The following is a 19,453-nucleotide window of genomic DNA, read 5'->3' on the forward strand; positions in this document are numbered from 1 at the left end:
AATGAAAGATCTTTTCTTTTTCGATTCAATGATAACCCCTAAAATAATCACTTTTATCTACTGGCTAATTTTATTTGCTTCATTAGTTTCAGGGATTACTGCTATGTTTACAAGTTATGGTGGTGGCTTTATTAATGGTATTGGCATTATTGTTTTCGGAGCAATTGGTGCAAGAGTTTGGTGTGAGTTTGTGATTGTGTTATTCAAAATAAATAGTAATTTACAAAAAATAGCTGATAAAGAAAATTAATTAAAACCAAGCTCAGCAATTGCTGAGCTTTTTTGTGTTTGGCTATTTTAGCTTAAAAAGTAAAGGCCATAGCCAACAGCTAATGCAGGGATAGACGTATACAAAGTCGCAATTATAGCCGCTTTAGGTGCCATGGCAATTGCAGGGAATAATGCATCACCATCGTTAGAAATTGCATTAGCAGCTAATGCGCTAAATGGAATGATCCCCTGAATATATAACGTAGTAACAATTATTTGCGGGCCACAACCTGGTAAAAAACCAATCACTACAGCGATAAGCGGCGCTAAATAAGCGTAATGTGCAAACCAAGTTTTTAAATCAAGCCCTGCAATATTTACTAAAATTTCAAACAACATAAACGATGCCACAACCCATGCAGTCACAAAGTGTGTGTCTTGAAGTACTTTAATAATTTTAGAAGGTGGATTACATTCATCGTCTTCAGAGGTTACTTCTTTATAGCTTTCACCTTTAGAAGAATACGCCCATATAGTGATAGTAAATAACGCCATTGCAGCACCAAAAAGGCTAATACTTGTGCCTGTGTATTGTCCAAATTGATCAAAGTCGACATTAAACGCAATTAAAAAAGCAATAATGAGGCTTGGAATAATAGCGAACATCCAAACGGGTTTGCTTATTTTAATTATTCGAGTAGGTAATACTTTAACTTGGTGTTTTTGTTCTTGCTTAGTTGGGCGTAAAAAATCTTTTGCATGAAGGGCATTTACTACAACACCACAAAGTGTACCGACGACTAAACCAATCGCCATTATAATTGAACCTTCAGTAGGGCGAGTGGCAAGGAGTAAAAATGCAGCATCGCCCATTGTGGCAGTAAGCACGGCGACTATAGCACCAAAACTTGCTTGGCCTTTTGTAAATTGAGTAACCACTATTATTGCACCACCACATCCAGGAAGGGCACCTAATACGGCTGCAAAAAATATTTCTAGTATCGGCGACTTAGCACTTAAATAACTAAGCTCTAACTGAGGTAAATGCTCTATGGCGTAGTAATAAATTAATAATGTAGCAGCAACAAATACGCTAACTTGAAAAAAAGCATCGCTTAGTGCTGTTACGGTCATTTCACGAAGTGATGGCAAAACTAAGCATACCAACAAAAACAGTGGTAATAATAAACGTTTATTTTGGGTAACAAAGCGTTTAGAAGCGGGCGTAATAAATCCTATTTGAGAGAGTAAAATCATACAGTGTCACCAATTAAATAAACTTAGTAACACTGTATATTTTAATTAAATGATAATCAATATCATTTGCATCTATTTATATCGATTACTCACTTTGAGTTTTTCGATGTTAAACTCTGTGCTATTTACGTTGAAATTCTGAGTTGGCATTCCAAGTAGGCCATTGCTCTTGCTCAGATATATTAAAACCTACTTTATAAAATAATTGTAAGTCTTGAACAGCGCCTGATAAATCCCACTCATCGCGGTACCTATCACAAGGCTGATGGTAACAACCGCGAAGTACTAAGCTCATACGTTTACGATAATTTGCTGTTTCTTCATCGGCCGCTACGGTACCACCGCCTGCATACATTGCAGGAATACCCATATTTGCAAATGCAAAGTGATCAGAGCGGTAATAGCCACCCGATGATGGTTTTGGATCGCCTGATATTGTCCTACCTTGTTCTTTGGCTGCGGTAGTTAAAAATTCATCCATTTGCGATTTACCAATACCTACTACATTCATATCTTTAACTTTACCTAGTAGGTTTAAGCTATCCATATTTATGTTCGCAACGGTTTTATTAGCAGCAATAACCGGGTTTGCTGCGTAATACTTAGAACCAAGTAAGCCTTGTTCTTCTGCAGTAACGGCTAAAAAGGTCATTGAGCGGCTAGGGTGCTTTGGTAATTGAGTAAAGGCTTCAGCTACTTCAATAAGTCCAGCTGTACCTGTTGCGTTGTCGTGTGCACCGTTATAAATTTGATCGCCTTTACGGGTTTTATCTGTACCTAAGTGATCCCAGTGTGCAGAGTAAATAACGTGTTCGTCAGGTTTTTCACTACCTGGGAGGGTTGCAATAAAGTTGTACGACACCGATTTTTTTATTGTATTTTTAACGCTTACCGATGCAGTTAAATCGCCCATATCAACGTTATAAGCACCTTTTGCTGCATTTGTTTTTACAGTCTCAAAATCAAGGCCAGCCTTAGTAAATAGCTCTTTTGCTACATCACTAGTTACCCAACCTTCAACGGCAACGCGGTCCATGTTGTTATTTTCTTTTTGAAACCCAAATTGCTCACCACTCCAAGAGTTTTCTACAACCGACCACGGGTAAGAAGCAGGTGCTGTTTCATGAATAATAATGGCTCCAGCTGCACCTTGACGGCTTGCTTCTTCGTACTTGTAAGTCCAGCGTCCGTAGTAGGTCATTGCATCGCCTGTAAATAACGCAGGATCTTTTGTAGCAAAACCCGGATCGTTAACAAGCATAACCACTGTTTTACCTTTAACGTCTAGCCCTTCGTAATCATTCCAGTTGTACTCTGGCGCATTTACACCGTAGCCAACAAATACAAGTTCTGAATTTTCAATGCCTTCTTGTGCACTGATACGGCTACTACCCATAACCATGTCTTTTTTGTATTGGTAATCTTTCCCACCAATAGTTAATACCATGTTTGCATCAGCCTCAAGCGACACAAGTGGAACTTCTTGTAAGTAGCTGTCGCCATTGCCAGACTCTAAACCTAGGGCTTTAAATTGCGCTGTTAAATAATCAAGCGTTAGTTTTTCGCCAGGCGATGAAGGAGCGCGTCCGCCAAATTCATCAGATGCGAGTACTTTTACATGTTTAGCCAGTTCATCAGCTTTAATGCTGTTATAGCCTGTAGTTACATCGGTAGAGGTAATACTTGTTGTTGTACAGCCTGCTAAAACAGCACCTGCAAGTAATGTGAGAGAAAAATAACGTTTCATGTCAGCTCTTTTCTTGTTTTAAGATTTAATAAGTATATTAAGTTCTATTAAGTAGAACCAGTTTTTGCGGTAAACTTCCCGCAAATTAAAGGTATAAATTGTTAAAGGTACAAATGAAACGCTTTACTCCTCCAGAGCAATGGCAAGTGAGTAGTTTACAAACAGGCGCATTTTCGCACTTACGTGAGCTATTTAAAGTAGACGAGCTAACTAATTGGCCTGCACCTCAGTGGTTTTCTCCTTTTTTAAAAGCGATTAATGCTAATAATATTGCTATTAGCTTTGAAGACGACGCAAAAGTAGATTTTGGCGATAGGTATTATGAGCAGGTTATTTTTGAAACGGGTGTAGTGCCAACTCGTGCAGAAAATTGGCATGACTTATTTGGTGGTTTTATTTGGTGTTTATTCCCAAAAACTAAGGCACTGATCAACCAACGTCACGTGCAAGATATAGCGCAATATGGGCTACAAAAGCGTACCAAACACAGAAATGCACTTACTTTGTTTGATGAATGTGGTGTTGTATTAGCCATTAGCGACACTAAATGGATTGAGCTACTTCGCGAGCACCAATGGAAGTCAGCTTTTGTTGATAATAAAAACGAGTGGGGTAAAACAATAAAGCCATTCATGTTTGGTCATGCAAATTACGAAATGCTTACCAAGCCTTATATAGGGTTAACGGGTAAAGCGTTGTTTGTATGTATGCCCGATGAAATATTTTGTAAAGATTTAGTTACTCAATATCAGTACCTAGACCAAGCCCTTTATGAGATGATTAATACTAACAACTGTTTAGCTGATAACACACAGCTTTCACCTTTACCTTTATTAGGTGTGCCAGGTTGGCATGATGAAAATCAAGACGCGTCATTTTACGACAATACAGATTATTTTAGAGCGAAACGAAGGATACGAACATGATAGAAATCGCTGGGCTTAAAAAGAAATTTAAGTTAACCAAAGATCATAAAAAAAACAAAGTCGACGATATCGACCCACGTGAAGACAAAGACTATTTTCACTCTGTTCGTAATGTAAGCTTTAGTTGTGCTAAAGGTGAAGTGCTTGGTTTATTAGGCCCAAATGGGGCGGGTAAAACAACAACACTACGTATGTTATCAACCGCACTGAAACCAGATGAAGGCTCTATTACTATAGCGGGTAACGACATAGTAAAAAAACCATTGCTTGGGCGCAAATCAATCGGCTTTTTATCAGGATCTACAGGGTTGTACGGCCGCTTAACCGTAAAAGAAAACATAGAGTACTTTGCAAAACTCCATGGGATGAGTAAAAAAGACATAGCATCGCGTTGTGAAGAGCTGTTTAGTATGCTCGATATGCACAAATTTATTGATAAACGCGCAGAAAACCTCTCAACAGGTATGAAGCAAAAAGCAAATATAGCGCGTGCGGTAGTTCATCATCCTGATGTGGTAGTGCTTGATGAACCAACAACGGGCCTTGATATAATGACTACACAAACGGTTATAAACTTTATTAAAGGCTTAAAAGAGCAGGGCACGCCTGTTATTTTCTCGACTCATCATTTAGATGAAGTTGCACTTTTATGCGACCGAGTAGCGGTTATTAATGAAGGTATTAGCTGTTTTGATGGCACAATAGATGAATTTAAAAAAGCGGGTAAAAGCGATGAGCTTAACAAAGCGTTTATAAATATACTAACGGAGAAACATGATGTTTGAAGTATTTAAAAAGGAATTAAAAGAACTCCTTCGCGACAAAAAAACCTTAATGTTTGTTGTCGCGCTGCCCGTTATTATATTTCCAATAATATTTGCAGTAATGGCATTTATAAGTTCTCAAGCAGCGCTTGATGCTGATCAAAAAGTAAATACATACGTAATTATCAATGGTGAGTACGCACAAGAATTTACAGACAAAGTGTTTTATCACAAAAGTTTTGAGTTGTATAAAGGCAACAAAACGTTTAATACTATTGAAGAGCTGAAAGCGGGTGTTATTGCTGGTGATATCGATATGGGTATCTATTTACCCAGTGATGCAAAACAAACGCTAAATGATGAAAAGCAAAGTAAATGGCAAGTAGTATTTAACGATTCAAAATCAATTAATTTTTTATTTGAACGTGTAAAAGAGCTCGCAAAAGAATACAGCGACAACTTACAAAAAGAACAATTGATTAGTTTTGGTATTGATATGTCAGCGCACGCAGCGCTGTTAAATCCAGTAGATGTAATAAAGGTTGATACCGCAGATAAGCGTGAAAACTTAGGCGAAAAAATGGGTGGTTTTTTACCTTATTTACTTATCCCTCTCGTATTAATGGGGGCGACTTACCCAGCTATAGACTTAGGCGCCGGTGAAAAAGAGCGTGGCACACTAGAAACTCTTCTGCTTACTCCGATTACGCGTACTGAGTTAGTACTTGGTAAATTTATAACGCTGTTAACGACTTCTATAGCCTCCACAACAATAACGGTACTCAGTATGGGCTGTTGGGTTGCGTTAGCATTAGCGTTTGCAGATTTAGATGTGATTAAAACGGCTTTTAGTTCTTTAGCAGTAACCGATTTACTAATGATATTTGTATTGCTACTACCTTTGGCTGCAATATTTTCATCATTAGCATTGGCTATATCTATCTATGCACGTACGTTTAAAGAAGCTCAAAATTATATGGCCCCGCTTAGTATGGGTGTGTTCTTTCCTATTATAATTTCAATATTACCTAATATGGAGCTAACCGCTAAAACTGCGTTTATTCCTGTTACTAATGTTGCTTTAGCAATTAAAGATATAATTAAAGGCACCGTTGATTACACTTTTGTAGGCTTAATATTTTTGGCTACGGCGCTGATAGCCGGTGCGCTACTAGCATTTTGTGTTAAATGGTTTAATAGAGAAGACGTACTGTTTAGATAAAAGGTGCTTTTAAATATCTAAAAAGGTAGCAAATGCTACCTTTTTTGCGAATAAATAACATATTTAATAAAACTTATAATGGAGAACATATTCACTTTGAATTCAGTCTTATTGTGTGGCTAAGTATAAGCTGTCGTGTCCATACATTAATATACAAGATTATAAAATGAAATAATGATAACTAATTAGTTTTAGGGTCCTTTTTTAGCTTTTAATACACTATACTGTAGCAAGAAAGTTTGGTGGTGAAGGTAAATGTTAAAAAGGAATGTTTTTTTGGATATAGCAAAAAGTAATAAACTAATCGTTATAGCAGCGGGACTCTTTTTGCTGATTGCGTTGCCATCTTTGTATATATTTGAGAAAAATGTTAGAAGTGACATTTATCACTCTGCGCAAATTGAGTTAAAGCGTGAACTAGAACTAAAAAGCCTCTCTTTAAAAAAACACCTGCAAGATAGCGTTAATGCAATTAGATTTTTAGATGCTACACCTCCTATTCAAGGCATATCTCGTGCATCTGAAAATAAATACATAGATCCGTTGCTAGGTACGCCTATAGATGTTTGGCAAACTCGTTTAGCCAGCATATTTAGCGGTTTTATGCGTACAGACGAGAGCATATTGCAAGCGCGTTACATAATGTTAGCGGACGGTGGGCAAGAAATAGTAAGAGTTGATCGTAATCAATTAGGTGAAATTATAAGGTTGCAGGGCACCCAGTTACAAAAAAAAGGTGAACGTGACTATATAATTAAGGCAAGCATGCTAGATGATAAAAGCGTTTATATTTCACCAATTAATTACAACCGCGAAAATGGGCAAATTCAAAAGCCTTACGTTAGTACGTTCCGCGTTGCTAAGCCTGTATTTGACGAACAAAAACAAGTTTTTGCTATATTAGTGACTAACTACTTTGCAGAAGATTTAATAAAGAGCCTTACTGTTGAGCTTCCTCATGGTACTCAAATTTATTTAATGAACAACGAAAATGAATTTTTGTATCACCCCAATCCTGAACTTAGATTTGGCTTTGAGTTTAGTAAAGCTAAAACGTGGGATGACGAATTTTCGAGTTCAGCAACAATGAAGCCACAAGGCACGCTTACTTTTAGCGACTACCCGCCTTTTTATACCTTAAAAAAACGCATCACCTTTGACGGCCATATAGCAATGCTGCCGCTTGAACTTGCCGTAAGTGTAAATTCACAGGAGCTACTCGCTAAAGTAAGTCAAAGAAGGGATAACTTTATAACTATGCTGGTGGTATTTTTAAGCATATTTTTAGTTATTACAGGTTTGTATCAGCGTTTTATAAATAGAAAGTTACTTATTCACTCATTAAAAGAGCAAAATAATAAAGTAATTGAAAATTCACTTGATGCTATTTTCACTATTGAACAAACAGGTGAAATAGTTAATTTTAATAATACAGCCAATGAGGTGTTTGGCTCAAAGTTAAAAGGTGAGCAGGTCAGTTTTACTTCACTGTTTGAGCTAAATGAAGCTGATGAAAACTGTATAGAAGATACGATTACCGATGGCGTTAAAATGCCTTTTGAGGCAGTTTATACAGATGGATTTGGTAACAAGCAATTTTACTCTATTACGTTAAGTAGTATTTTTGATGTATTTAAAAACCGTTACCAAGTAGCAGCCATTTTAAGGAATATTAGTTCGCTAAAAAATATTCAATCTGAACTTGAAGGGCTAAATAATACATTAGAGTTAAAAGTATCTCAGCGAACTGTAGAGCTCGAGCGCGCAATTGACCAAGCACTGGCTGCAAGCCAGGCAAAAAGCGATTTTGTTGCTAATATATCGCACGAAATACGCACACCGATGAATGGCGTACTAGGCATGTTAGAAATGCTTAAAGAAGATAGCCTTACCGATCAGCAACATCATTACTTAAAACTCGCTAATAGCAGTGCTAATTCTTTGATGAATTTAATAAACGATATTTTAGATTTTTCTAAAATAGAAGCCGGCAAGCTTGATATAGACAACCATACGTTTGACGTTGTGACTGTTTGTAGTGATATGATCACATCGCTTGCGCTGCATGGACAACGTAAAGGCCTTGAAGTATTTTTAGATACTAAAAACGTGGTCGATAGGATGGTCATTGGTGATAGCCATCGGTTAAAACAAATTTTAATAAATCTTGTAAATAACGCATTCAAATTTACACACAAAGGTGAAGTGAGTTTAACGTTATCTTCTAAATATATTACTGATTCAAAACTACTAATGAGTTTTACAATTAAAGATACCGGTATAGGTATTGCGCCAGAAAACATTAATAAATTATTTGATGTGTTTACCCAAGAAGACTCAAGTACAACCAGACATTTTGGTGGAACCGGGTTAGGCCTTTCTATTTGTAAAAAATTAGCACAGTTAATGGGCGGCAACATTACTGTAATGAGTGAAAAAGGCAAAGGAAGTACATTTACAGCATCAGTTGAACTTCATGTAGCGGCACAGAAAAAGCTAAACACAGGTATTGAGCTTGCAACGAGCATTAATGTGGCAGCCTTAATTGCGCGCGATAACGTATTTAATAACGTTACTGATTTATTATTACAAACCTGTAAGGTCGATGAAGACAAAATAATAAGGCTCGATTACTTTAGTGAGCATGAGGCCTTTGACGCTGATTTATTAATCATTGATGATGAGCATCCTCAAGTGGATGCTCTTATAAACTTTTGTAAGCAACATGATAAACGCTACGTTTTAATTTTGCGTGATATGGTGATGAATAAGCAATCTAAAAAGGTATTCCCAGAGCATAGTCATATTCTTAATAAACCCCTTACGCAAGATCAGTTTACATATAAGTTGGCAAGCTTGTTTGGTGCCAGCAAAGAGTTCGTTTTAACGCCTCCTAATACACTTGCAGAGGAATTAGCTGAGCCTGATTTATCGGCATATCATGTACTGCTTGTTGATGACAATATGATCAATATAGAAGTAGCTAAAGCTATTTTAAATCGGACTAAAATCAATATTACGTGTGCTTCTGACGGCGTGGAGGCAATTGACGCGCTGAAATTTAATGAAGGGCCACCTATTGATTTAGTACTAATGGATTGCCAAATGCCTAATTTAAATGGTTACGATGCGACTAGCGAAATTCGTAATGCTAAAGCTGGCATTGACTATATTCACGTACCAATCGTCGCTATGACCGCAAGTGCTATGGAAGGTGACAGAGAGCGCTGTATAGCTGCTGGTATGAACGACTATATTACCAAGCCTATAAAACCTAAAACGCTGAAAGACAGGCTAATAACTTGGTTGAATTAACTAGCGTTTTAAGGAGTGTGATTTGATAAGTCAGTGGTTAGGCCGCTGACTTGTTTGGTTTTACGAGTGTAGCAGTATTATTTACTTCTGCGCTTTGTAGTATTTTTTGTGTATCTGACCAATGTAGCAATTCTATTTTACCGTTTTTCTGCTCTACTAGTGCAGTACAGCTTTCTATCCAATCACCATCGTTGCAATACACTATGCCATCTTCAACCTTGATTTTAGGATGGTGAATATGTCCACAAATTATTCCATCCACCTTCTGTTTTTTAGCTTCGTGTATAGCGGCATCTTCAAAGGCTGTGATTGCCGCTTGGGCTTTATGTACCCGTGCTTTTTTATAGGCGGCAAGTGAGTAGTAGTTTCCTCCGTATGCTTTTCTAATCCGGTTAGTCCAACGATTTAAAAACAGCAAAAAATCATAGCCAGCATCTCCTGCAATGCTAATGAGTGTGCTATAGCGCGTTGCGGTATCAAATTCATCACCGTGCATAAGTAAAAACCGTTTATTAGCTTCAGTGGTATGAATATATTGCTGGTGTATTTCTACACCACACATTGTTTGGTCAAGATACTGTCGAAATGTGTCATCGTGATTTCCAGGGATGTAAATTACACGCGTTCCATCCAGTGCTTTTTGTTGTATACAGTTAAGTACTTGGTAGTGAGAAGGGGGCCAATAAAACTGGCGTTTTAGTGACCACAAATCAACAATATCACCGACTAAATAAAGCGTATCGCATTCAATTGAGTTTAAAAAATCTAGCAGGTATTCTGCTTTACAATCTTTAAACCCCAAGTGTATGTCGGAAATCCATACCGCAGGATAGTGTTGCTTGTCTGCGTTTAATTTATCTGTCATGTCATCTACACATAGTTGAATAATTATCCACTTTAGATAAGCCGCGTGACATTTATAAGGCACTTTGGCTAAGCCTACATGACATTACATGCTAAAAAGTAATATAAAAAAGCCGCTAATTAAAGCGGCTATCTGTTTATAAGCTCGTTAAACTATTAATTAACCTTTTACGGTGGCCTTAATAACTTCAACTGCGGTGTCTATATCAACCATAAGCTTTTCACCGGTATGACGATTTTTAAGTTCAACTTTATTTTCGTCAAGGTTACGTTCGCCAATAACCAATGTATAAGGAACACCAATCAGTTCCATATCATTAAACATAACACCTGGGCGCTCTTTACGGTCGTCAAATAACACATCAAGGCCGGCATCTTTTAAACCTTGATAAAGGTTATTAGCAATATCAGGAATACGATGAGATTTGTGCATATTCATCGGTACGATTGCTAAATCAAATGGTGCAATTGGTTGCGGCCATTTAATACCGTAGTCATCATTGTTTTGCTCAATAGCCGCTGCAACAATACGAGATACACCAATACCATAACAACCCATAGTCATAACTTGGTTTTTACCGGATTCGCTTAATACACCTGCCTTCATTGCCTCTGAGTACTTAGTACCCAGCTGAAAAATATGGCCTACTTCAATACCACGTTTAATTTGAAGATTACCTTGACCACATGGGCTAGCGTCACCTTCAACAATATTGCGGATATCGGCAACTTCGTAGTTAGTTACGTCGCGATCCCAGTTAATACCGCTAAAGTGTTCGTCATCTTTATTAGCGCCAGCTACAAAATCAGCCATTACATTTGCTGTTCTATCAACAATAATAGGCATTGATAAGCCAACAGGGCCAAGTGAACCTGGTTTTGCGCCAATAGCGTCAACTATGTCTGCTTCCGTAGCCATTTCAAGAGGCGAGTCAACAAGTGGGTGCTTTTCGGCTTTTAGTTCATTTAAATCATGATCGCCACGAAGTACAAGCGCCACTAAACCACGTACATCGTTTTCATCAGGCGTGCCGTAAACAATTAACGTTTTAACGCCACGATGTGGTTTAACGCCGTAATGTTTTTTAAGCTCGCTAATAGTTTTAGCGTCTGGTGTAGGAAATGCTTTTAGCTCTTTTGTTGCCTCTGGGCGTGAAACGTTTGGAGCAAGCGCTTCTGCTTTTTCAATATTAGCGGCGTAATCGCTACCATCACTAAAGGCTATAGCATCTTCGCCTGATTCAGCAAGTACATGAAACTCATGAGAAACACTGCCACCAATCGAACCTGTATCTGCGATAACAGGGCGGTAATCAAGGTCTAAACGCTCAAAAATATTACAATATGCTTGGTGCATTGCTTTATAAGTAGCATCTAAACATTCTTCGCTTAAGTGAAATGAGTATGCATCTTTCATTGTAAATTCACGAGCACGCATTACACCAAAGCGAGGACGGCGCTCGTCACGTACTTTTGTTTGAACTTGGTACAATGTAATTGGCAGCTGCTTGTAGCTGCTAATTTCTTTACGAACAAAATCAGTAATTACTTCTTCATGTGTTGGGCCAAGTGCAAATGTGCGGTTGTGACGGTCAGTAAAGCGTATAAGCTCTGGACCAAATTCACTCCAGCGACCTGACTCTTCCCATAAATCTGCAGGCTGTATAACAGGCATTAGCATTTCAATAGCGCCTGCTTTGTCCATTTCTTCACGTACAATAGTTTCTACTTTACGTAGTACACGTAAACCAGAGGGTAGCCAAGTGTATAAACCCGAAGCGACGCGACGGATCATACCGGCTCTAAGCATTAACTGATGCGATACAATTTCAGCATCTGATGGCGTTTCTTTAAGTGTTGCGAGTATATATTGACTGGTACGCATTATTTTTCCGAAATAGAGTAATATGTTCTTTTAATAGAGCTTAAGTTTACCAGCGGATGCTTTTACACTAAAGCGCTAAGTGAGTTATTTAGTTTTTTTCTATACTTGTTACTACGTTATGCTCGCCATTAACTTGCCAGCGAATATTATAATCATACAAAGTCATTCCGTAGCTCTGCTCGCCATCTTTTTGTTTTTTATAAGCAGGGCGAGGATCTTGTTTTAAAACATTACTAATAAAGTTGAGCAAATCGGTGTATTGTGTTTGTTGCTCAATAAAATTGGTTACTTCAGACGTAAACTCCACACTCATTTGTGTTTCTGGGCGTGTATCGGCAAACCCTGCACTAGCATCTTGCATTGCATCTGAATAAGGTAAGTAGGGTTTTATATCTATTATGGGTGTGCCATCAAGTAAGTCTATGCCGGCAAGCAATAAACTAAGCTGCCCATTTTTATATTCAATTCCTTCGAGTTTTACAGCGCTCATACCAATGGCGTTAGGTCTAAAGGTAGCGCGTGTAGCAAACACACCTTTTCGTTCATTACCGCCTAATCGAGGAGGACGTACCATAGCGGAGAAGCCCTTATCAGCGGTTTCATGAAATCTAAATAGCAACCATATATGAGTAAATTCATCAATTCCACGTACAAACTCTTCACGATTAAACTCAGGTGTAAATATAAGTTTAGCTTTAGCTTCTGGTACTAATCGAGGCTGCCTAGGAATGGCAAATTTTTGTTTGTATGGAGATTGAATATGGCCTATTGCCGAAATGCTGTAATCGCTCATAGTACTCAGGTAATAATAAAATAGGGCGTTATTCTACCTTTATTTAATAGTTATGGCATTAATGACAGCAAGTTAATTATTTATAGACTTACTGGTATAAAAGAATTAAATAGACTGATTAGTTTATAATGTTATTAGAAGGGTTACAAAACAAAAAAGGTAAGCATAAGCTTACCTTTTTAAATAGAGTAATGTTTAATTAAAACATGTACTGAACTGAAACAGATGCAACATCCATATCAGGGTCAATGTCATCATCTAGTTTGAAGCGCTCATATTCTAAACGAAATTGCACGTTTGTTGTTAGAGCGTACTCGATACCAGCACCGTAAAATACATCGCCGCCATCTTGAGAAGCTGAAATGCTGCCTACAGGTAGTTCTTGCTCATAGTCTGCATCCCATTCAAACCAACCGCCTTTTGCGTATACAGAGAAGCTTTCGCTGATCGGTAAACCTAGGCGTGCTGCAAGTGATACACCATCAATTTCAGCTTTATTGTCTATGTCGCTCACCTCATCAAAATTTTGATAAGCAAGCTCTAAGCTTAAATATTCATTAAATTGTGTGCCGACGTAACCTTTAAGCATTTGTGCGTCATCGTCGAAGTCAGTGTCGTTGTCGCTATCTTCAAACTCAAAAGAATATTGTCCGTAACCAATACCGGTGTAAATACGAGGAGAGTCGAAATCGGCAATATCGGCGTGTGCTGCAGAGTTAAAACCCATTGTTGCTAAAGCAAGTGCAGAAAGAGAAAGTGTTTTAATCATTGAATAGCTCCTTTAAATAATAAATGTTTGATTAATCTCATCAAACGACAATTACTCAGTTGCAGCTGGCGTGCCAAGTTTAAAATAGTAATAAAAAACGCCATAAACAATGCTTTAGTATTGAATTTAATGGCGTTGAGAGTGTTTTATAATCAACTTGAACTTTTTAGTATTTTTGTTTTCTAACTAAAGTTGAATGTTTTACAAAGTACCATGTGATTTTTACAGGGTTGTTCAGTCCTATTAAAAATTACAGTAGTTTATACTTCGTGTAATAGGTTTTCAGTCTCTATCGCAATTTCTTTCATTTTTATTGCGTAGTTTTCTAATTTTATATCTTCTTCTGTGACCGCTTTAAATGAAGGTACTTCGATAGGGTAGCCGGTTTCGTCCATAGCAATAAAGCTAATAACACAATGATTAGTTTCAACCATGTTTTGTGTTTTAGGATCGCCGCAGCGAACTTGTATAAATATTTGCATACTACTTCTGCCTGTATGGGCGATTTTAGCTTCTACCTCTACAATTTGGCCAACGAGAATAGGGCGCCTAAATTTAACACCAGCAACCGATACAGTTACACAGTAATGACCACTCCAACCCGCTGCACATGCATAACCAGCTTGGTCAATCCACTTCATTACAGCTCCACCGTGGACTTTACCACCAAAATTTACATCGGTGGGCTCGGCTAAAAAACGAAAAACAACTTTTGACGACGGCATATTAAATACTCACTTTATTAAACATAACTATGAGCATACCGCAAAAAAAGGGCCGAAGCCCCTGCAATTTAGGATAGGTTTATAATTTATATGTAAAAGATAGGGTTTAAATGCCCCTTTGTGCATAAAATAGTTACATATTAGGGTAGTTAGGGCCACCAGCGCCTTCTGGTGTTACCCAAGTAATATTTTGGCTAGGATCTTTAATATCGCAGGTTTTACAGTGCACGCAGTTTTGTGCATTAATCACAAACTGGTTTTCACCTTCAATTTTTTGCACTTCGTATACGCCAGCCGGACAGTAACGTTGTGCGGGTTCATCAAATTTAACTAAGTTAACTGTAATAGGAATAGACGCATCTTTTAATTTTAAATGACATGGCTGTGATTCTTCGTGGTTTGTGTTTGATAAAAACACGCTCGAGAGTTTATCAAAGCTCAATTGTCCATCTGGCTTTGGATACGCTATTTTGTCAGCGGTGTTAGCGTCAACAAGCGTTGAGTGATCGGGTGTATTATCTTTAAATGTAAACGGTAACGCGCCATTAAATAGGTTTTGCTCAAGCGTATTATAAGCACCACCTACAAATTTTCCGAGCTTGTGCATTGCTGGGCCAAAATTGCGTGATTGATATAGCTCTTTATATGCCCACGAGTTTTCAAATGCCGCCTTAAATTCGGTTAAATCAGTATTAGCCATATTATTTTGTAGTGCATCAAAAATGACCTCGGCTGCCACCATTCCCGATTTCATTGCGGTATGGTTACCTTTAATTTTTGCAAAATTGAGTGTGCCTGCATTACAACCAACTAATAAGCCACCCGCAAAATTCATTTTAGGTAACGAATGTAAGCCACCTTTTGCAATTGCACGTGCGCCATAAGCAATACGTTCACCGCCTTCAAGTACGTTTTTAAATACAGGGTGATGTTTCATTCGTTGAAACTCATCAAACGGACTTAAATGCGGGTTTGAATAATTTAGGTCAACTATTAGGCCAACCACAACTTGGTTATTTTCACTGTGATACATAAATGCACCACCGTTGGTATCGCCTGCAAGTGGCCAACCTGCACCATGTATTACTTTACCTAGCTCATGTTTGCTTTCATCAATTTGCCAAATCTCTTTAAAACCCAAACCGTAATGTTGAGGAGATGCATCGGCATCGAGTTCAAACTGGTTTATAAGCTGTTTGCCCAAATGACCGCGACAACCTTCAGCAAAAATAGTGTATTTAGCACGAAGCTCCATACCGGGCATATAACCGTCTTTCTCGTTACCGTCTTTATCGACTCCCATATCGCCAGTAATAATGCCTTTAACGGCTTCATCTTCAATAATTAACGAATGTGCGCTAAAACCTGGGAATATTTCTACACCTAAACCTTCGGCTTGTTCTGCAAGCCATCGACATACGTTACCCATAGACACAATGTAGTTACCATCATTATGAAATGTTTTAGGTGTAGCGAAGTGGGGGATTGATGTCGCTTTGTGTTCGTTATTAAACCAGTAGATTTCATCGTTAGTTACTTTTGTTGAAACAGGCGCGCCTAGTTCTTGCCAATTGGGTAATAGCTCATCAAGCGCTTTAGTTTCAAATACGGCTCCTGAGAGTACATGTGCACCCACTTCAGAGCCTTTTTCTACTACGCAAATCATACATTCTTGTTGTTTTTCTTGTGCTAATTGCGCGAGTTTAATTGCACTAGCAAGACCTGCAGGGCCTGCTCCTACAATTACTACATCAAATTCCATGGTTTCACGTTCGACCATAATAACCTCTCAATCAATAACGGGCTTAGCTAAATTAGATAAGCAATGCAGCCTTTTTAATACTTGCACATTAAACATTACAGGCTGTGAATAGTTTAAGGTTATTTTAGGTTGACGTTTACGTCAACAGGAAGTAGTCTGATTTCATAAAATAAATAAGTTGACGTGCACGTTACCTTGTAGGTTTAAATAATTATGGAGTTCCTATGAAAGTTCTCGTACCAATAAAAAGAGTTATCGACTACAACGTAAAAGCTCGCGTTAAATGTGATAATAGCGATGTTGATTTAGCTAACGTAAAAATGGCAATGAATCCATTTTGCGAAATTGCAATTGAAGAAGCTATACGATTAAAAGAAGCAGGCACAGCATCAGAAGTAGTTGCTGTAACCATTGGCGCTAAAGCATCGCAAGAGCAATTACGTACTGCACTTGCCCTAGGTGCCGACAAAGCAATTCACATCGAAACCGATGAAAAACTAGAGTCACTTCATATTGCTAAGCTACTTGCAAAAATTGTTGAGCAAGAAGCCCCCGAGCTGGTTATTTTAGGAAAACAGTCTATCGATTCCGATAATAACCAAACGGGACAAATGCTTGCTGCCTTAACAAATCGTGGACAAGGTACGTTTGCATCAAAAGTCGTTATCGAAAATAACAAAGTAAACGTAACCCGAGAGGTAGACGGTGGCCTGCAAACGGTAGCACTTAGCTTACCAGCTATTGTTACTACCGATTTACGTTTAAACGAGCCTCGCTATGCATCATTACCCAATATAATGAAAGCAAAACGTAAGCCGCTTGAAGTTGTTGCAGCCGACTCGTTAGGCGTTGATTTAGCGCCTCGCATACAGCTTGTAAGCGTAGAAGAGCCAGCAAAACGCAGCGGTGGCATTATTGTAGAAGATGTAGCACAGCTTGTAGAAAAACTTAAAACAGAGGCAAAGGTGATTTAAATGAAAACACTTGTAATTGCAGAGCACGATAACGGTGCCTTAAAACCAGAAACCTCAAAAACAATTAATGCCGCTGTTAAATTAGGCTTAGACGTGGATGTACTCGTTGCCGGCTTAAATATAAGCGCGATGAGCGAAAAGCTAGCAACAATTGCCGGTGTTAATGTGGTACTTTCAGTAGACCACGCTGTTTATGAGCATCAACTTGCTGAAAGCATGACAGACTTAGTATTGAGCCTTGCTGACGATTATAGTCATATTGTGGCAAGTGCCACTACTACAGGCAAAAATTTTATGCCACGCGTTGCAGCACTTTTAGATGTTGCTCAAATTTCAGAAATAATCGATGTAATAGATGCAGATACGTTTAAACGCCCAATTTATGCAGGTAACGCTATTGCGACAGTTAAATCACTTGATGCTAAAAAGGTTATTACCGTACGCGCAAGTAGCTTTGATTTACAAGGCGAGCAAGGCGCTGTAAGTATTAATACGTTAGATACGGTATCGGACTCACAGTTAAGTACGTTTGTAAGCGTTGAGCAAACTGAATCAGAGCGCCCAGAGCTTACCGCAGCAGAGGTGGTTATATCGGGTGGGCGTGGTATGCAAAATGGCGAAAATTTTGCGTTATTAAACGGTATTGCCGATAAACTAGGTGCAGCCATTGGTGCATCGCGTGCAGCTGTTGATGCAGGCTTTGTACCTAACGATATGCAAGTAGGGCAAACCGGTAAAATTGTAGCGCCTAACTTATATATTGCAGTAGGTATTAGCGGGGCTATTCAGCACTTAGCCGGTATGAAAGACTCTAAAGTGATCGTCGCAATTAACAAAGATCCTGATGCGCCAATATTCCAAGTAGCAGATTACGGCTTAGTTGCGGATTTATTTGAGGTATTACCGCAGCTTGAAAACGCGCTTTAAATTTATATCAATTCGCTTAATTAAGTGATCTATTTTGCGGGTGGAAAAATGAGTTGATAGCTAGACAAAAAAATTGCTATTTAGTTGTTCTCGGCAATTGCTACTGCATTGCTCTACCTTCTGCATCCATGCGGTCGTAAATGAGAGTATTTAAGGTAGGTAGCGACACACTTAGCCTTATAAAATGGTTGTGTATTATTGCACATTGGTAGTTAACTTATTCTGGTTTAAAGCCGCAGTGAACTTATGTTCTTGCGGCTTTTTTATTGACTAACTATCTTCAACCATTGAATAGTGGTGTTCAGAGAGTATCTTTTGGATTTTATCTTTTTTGAGAAAGCTTAACATTAACTCCACCTGTTCTACAGAGCGAGATGACTGGGTATTAACCAATAGAATGAGCGGCCTAACAAAAGTATATTCTCCATTTTTAATTGTGCGGTCACTGACTTTTACACCATCTATACCAACTAAATTTACCATATCAACTTTTTTAGAGCCTAAAAGTTGTGAAACTGCACCATACGAGTCAAAAGCAATCGCATTAGGCATGCGCTGCACAATTCCTAGCGCTTGATTAAATTCATCATACATTTGTACTTCAGTTTTAGGGAATAAACCTCTATTTCCTGCATGCTTTAATTTTATGCTGTTATTGCTCGGTACTTTCATATAACTAAGGTTTAAAAACTCAAGTAACACATCAAAGGTGCCATGGTTATACGCTTTACTAAAAAGCAGTATTTTATTATCCCGTTCTGTTTGAGGGTTGTAACTTGGGTTAATTTCTTGCCATGTTTTATATTTACCTGCGTAGATATCGGTTAACTGCTTAACTTGAAGGGAGTCAATTTTATTTTCTTTATTGGTGAAAAACACTAACGCATCTTGTGCAATAACAATTTGCCTAACATGAGGGTAACTCGCTTGTTCTTCATGTGTTAAGTAACGGGAGCTTGTGCCAATATCTATAATGTTTTGCCCGATAGCTTTAATGCCTTTATCGCTGCCCATAGAGCGTACTTGCATTAATGTATTGGTTTGTTTTTCGTACTCAGGTTTTATTATTTCAAATAACTGTGAAACAGAGGATGAGCCACCAATTAAAATAGGTTTATGCTGTGAAAAATCGGGTGAGGGGCTGGTGGTTACACTTGAGGCGGAAACAAGAACTGAAACTGCCAAAATTAGGTTTTTAATCATAAAGTAGCCAAATTAATGAGAGTTTATAAAACTATAGTTCAGAATTTATAAATCACTAGTTAATAGATATTACGTTAATACGGCTTAAAATAAATATGATGCACAAAATA

General features: G+C 38.1%; 16 protein-coding genes. 7 read left to right on the forward strand and 9 right to left on the reverse strand.

Annotated features, from left to right (window positions below; all coding sequences use genetic code 11):
• Position 1 precedes the first annotated feature (1 nt).
• Positions 2-250, forward strand: coding sequence for a DUF4282 domain-containing protein (locus J8L73_RS11510; RefSeq protein WP_211017176.1), 249 nt, complete (start codon positions 2-4; stop codon positions 248-250).
• A gap of 47 nt (positions 251-297) precedes the next feature.
• On the opposite strand, the gene J8L73_RS11515 is transcribed toward J8L73_RS11510, so the two are convergent.
• Both J8L73_RS11515 and J8L73_RS11520 read right to left on the reverse strand, forming a co-directional pair.
• The gene (locus J8L73_RS11515) at positions 298-1,467 is read right to left on the reverse strand and encodes a putative manganese transporter (protein WP_211017178.1); all 1,170 of its coding nucleotides are present in this window, start codon (positions 1,465-1,467) and stop codon (positions 298-300) included.
• Between the two features lie 121 nt (positions 1,468-1,588).
• Positions 1,589-3,214: a M28 family metallopeptidase gene (locus tag J8L73_RS11520; RefSeq protein ID WP_211017180.1), complete on the reverse strand. Its 1,626-nt coding sequence runs from the start codon at positions 3,212-3,214 to the stop codon at positions 1,589-1,591.
• Positions 3,215-3,327: 113 nt separating this feature from the next.
• Here J8L73_RS11520 and J8L73_RS11525 point away from each other — a divergent pair, with 113 nt between their 5' ends.
• The 4 genes from J8L73_RS11525 to J8L73_RS11540 all read left to right on the forward strand — a co-directional run bounded on the left by J8L73_RS11525 (position 3,328) and on the right by J8L73_RS11540 (position 9,441).
• Positions 3,328-4,140 (forward strand): DUF3025 domain-containing protein, encoded by an 813-nt coding sequence (locus tag J8L73_RS11525; RefSeq protein ID WP_211017182.1) that lies wholly within the window; start codon positions 3,328-3,330, stop codon positions 4,138-4,140.
• Positions 4,137-4,925 (forward strand): ATP-binding cassette domain-containing protein, encoded by a 789-nt coding sequence (locus tag J8L73_RS11530; RefSeq protein ID WP_211017184.1) that lies wholly within the window; start codon positions 4,137-4,139, stop codon positions 4,923-4,925. Before J8L73_RS11525 ends, J8L73_RS11530 begins: the two co-directional genes overlap by 4 nt.
• Entirely contained in the window at positions 4,918-6,126 is a 1,209-nt protein-coding gene (locus tag J8L73_RS11535) for an ABC transporter permease (protein ID WP_210999657.1), read from the forward strand. The genes J8L73_RS11530 and J8L73_RS11535 overlap by 8 nt, the downstream gene beginning before the upstream one ends.
• 255 nt (positions 6,127-6,381) lie before the next feature.
• Entirely contained in the window at positions 6,382-9,441 is a 3,060-nt protein-coding gene (locus J8L73_RS11540) for an ATP-binding protein (RefSeq protein ID WP_211017186.1), read from the forward strand.
• 37 nt (positions 9,442-9,478) lie between these two features.
• On the opposite strand, the gene J8L73_RS11545 is transcribed toward J8L73_RS11540, so the two are convergent.
• The 6 genes from J8L73_RS11545 to J8L73_RS11570 all read right to left on the reverse strand — a co-directional run bounded on the left by J8L73_RS11545 (position 9,479) and on the right by J8L73_RS11570 (position 16,257).
• On the reverse strand, positions 9,479-10,306 hold the full coding sequence (locus J8L73_RS11545; protein WP_211017188.1) for a UDP-2,3-diacylglucosamine diphosphatase: 828 nt from the start codon (positions 10,304-10,306) through the stop codon (positions 9,479-9,481).
• A gap of 159 nt (positions 10,307-10,465) precedes the next feature.
• Positions 10,466-12,190: a proline--tRNA ligase gene (locus J8L73_RS11550; protein WP_211017190.1), complete on the reverse strand. Its 1,725-nt coding sequence runs from the start codon at positions 12,188-12,190 to the stop codon at positions 10,466-10,468.
• Positions 12,191-12,278: 88 nt separating this feature from the next.
• On the reverse strand, positions 12,279-12,983 hold the full coding sequence (gene tsaA, locus J8L73_RS11555) for a tRNA (N6-threonylcarbamoyladenosine(37)-N6)-methyltransferase TrmO (RefSeq protein WP_211017192.1): 705 nt from the start codon (positions 12,981-12,983) through the stop codon (positions 12,279-12,281).
• Between the two features lie 199 nt (positions 12,984-13,182).
• A complete protein-coding gene (locus J8L73_RS11560) occupies positions 13,183-13,752 on the reverse strand; it encodes an outer membrane beta-barrel protein (RefSeq protein WP_211017194.1) in 570 nt (189 codons plus the stop codon).
• A 260-nt stretch (positions 13,753-14,012) separates the two neighbouring features.
• Positions 14,013-14,477, reverse strand: coding sequence for an acyl-CoA thioesterase (locus tag J8L73_RS11565; protein ID WP_210999448.1), 465 nt, complete (start codon positions 14,475-14,477; stop codon positions 14,013-14,015).
• A gap of 133 nt (positions 14,478-14,610) precedes the next feature.
• Entirely contained in the window at positions 14,611-16,257 is a 1,647-nt protein-coding gene (locus J8L73_RS11570) for an electron transfer flavoprotein-ubiquinone oxidoreductase (protein WP_211017196.1), read from the reverse strand.
• Positions 16,258-16,463: 206 nt separating this feature from the next.
• On the opposite strand from J8L73_RS11570, the gene J8L73_RS11575 reads away from it, so the two are divergent.
• Both J8L73_RS11575 and J8L73_RS11580 read left to right on the forward strand, forming a co-directional pair.
• Complete coding sequence (locus tag J8L73_RS11575) at positions 16,464-17,213, forward strand: electron transfer flavoprotein subunit beta/FixA family protein (protein WP_211017198.1); 750 nt, start codon at positions 16,464-16,466, stop codon at positions 17,211-17,213.
• Positions 17,214-18,140, forward strand: coding sequence for an FAD-binding protein (locus J8L73_RS11580; protein ID WP_211017200.1), 927 nt, complete (start codon positions 17,214-17,216; stop codon positions 18,138-18,140).
• A 270-nt stretch (positions 18,141-18,410) separates the two neighbouring features.
• On the opposite strand, the gene J8L73_RS11585 is transcribed toward J8L73_RS11580, so the two are convergent.
• Positions 18,411-19,343: a substrate-binding domain-containing protein gene (locus tag J8L73_RS11585; protein ID WP_211017202.1), complete on the reverse strand. Its 933-nt coding sequence runs from the start codon at positions 19,341-19,343 to the stop codon at positions 18,411-18,413.
• Between the last annotated feature and the right edge of the window lie 110 nt (positions 19,344-19,453).

This window comes from Pseudoalteromonas sp. MMG006, from assembly GCF_018101025.1.
Lineage (GTDB): Bacteria > Pseudomonadota > Gammaproteobacteria > Enterobacterales > Alteromonadaceae > Pseudoalteromonas.

Coding starts and splice junctions, on each gene's coding strand:
- J8L73_RS11510 (WP_211017176.1), top strand. CDS start 2: ATGAAAGATCTTTTCTTTTTCGATTCAATGATAACCCCTAAAATAATC.
- J8L73_RS11515 (WP_211017178.1), bottom strand. CDS start 1,467: ATGATTTTACTCTCTCAAATAGGATTTATTACGCCCGCTTCTAAACGC.
- J8L73_RS11520 (WP_211017180.1), bottom strand. CDS start 3,214: ATGAAACGTTATTTTTCTCTCACATTACTTGCAGGTGCTGTTTTAGCA.
- J8L73_RS11525 (WP_211017182.1), top strand. CDS start 3,328: ATGAAACGCTTTACTCCTCCAGAGCAATGGCAAGTGAGTAGTTTACAA.
- J8L73_RS11530 (WP_211017184.1), top strand. CDS start 4,137: ATGATAGAAATCGCTGGGCTTAAAAAGAAATTTAAGTTAACCAAAGAT.
- J8L73_RS11535 (WP_210999657.1), top strand. CDS start 4,918: ATGTTTGAAGTATTTAAAAAGGAATTAAAAGAACTCCTTCGCGACAAA.
- J8L73_RS11540 (WP_211017186.1), top strand. CDS start 6,382: ATGTTAAAAAGGAATGTTTTTTTGGATATAGCAAAAAGTAATAAACTA.
- J8L73_RS11545 (WP_211017188.1), bottom strand. CDS start 10,306: ATGACAGATAAATTAAACGCAGACAAGCAACACTATCCTGCGGTATGG.
- J8L73_RS11550 (WP_211017190.1), bottom strand. CDS start 12,190: ATGCGTACCAGTCAATATATACTCGCAACACTTAAAGAAACGCCATCA.
- tsaA (WP_211017192.1), bottom strand. CDS start 12,983: ATGAGCGATTACAGCATTTCGGCAATAGGCCATATTCAATCTCCATAC.
- J8L73_RS11560 (WP_211017194.1), bottom strand. CDS start 13,752: ATGATTAAAACACTTTCTCTTTCTGCACTTGCTTTAGCAACAATGGGT.
- J8L73_RS11565 (WP_210999448.1), bottom strand. CDS start 14,477: ATGCCGTCGTCAAAAGTTGTTTTTCGTTTTTTAGCCGAGCCCACCGAT.
- J8L73_RS11570 (WP_211017196.1), bottom strand. CDS start 16,257: ATGGTCGAACGTGAAACCATGGAATTTGATGTAGTAATTGTAGGAGCA.
- J8L73_RS11575 (WP_211017198.1), top strand. CDS start 16,464: ATGAAAGTTCTCGTACCAATAAAAAGAGTTATCGACTACAACGTAAAA.
- J8L73_RS11580 (WP_211017200.1), top strand. CDS start 17,214: ATGAAAACACTTGTAATTGCAGAGCACGATAACGGTGCCTTAAAACCA.
- J8L73_RS11585 (WP_211017202.1), bottom strand. CDS start 19,343: ATGATTAAAAACCTAATTTTGGCAGTTTCAGTTCTTGTTTCCGCCTCA.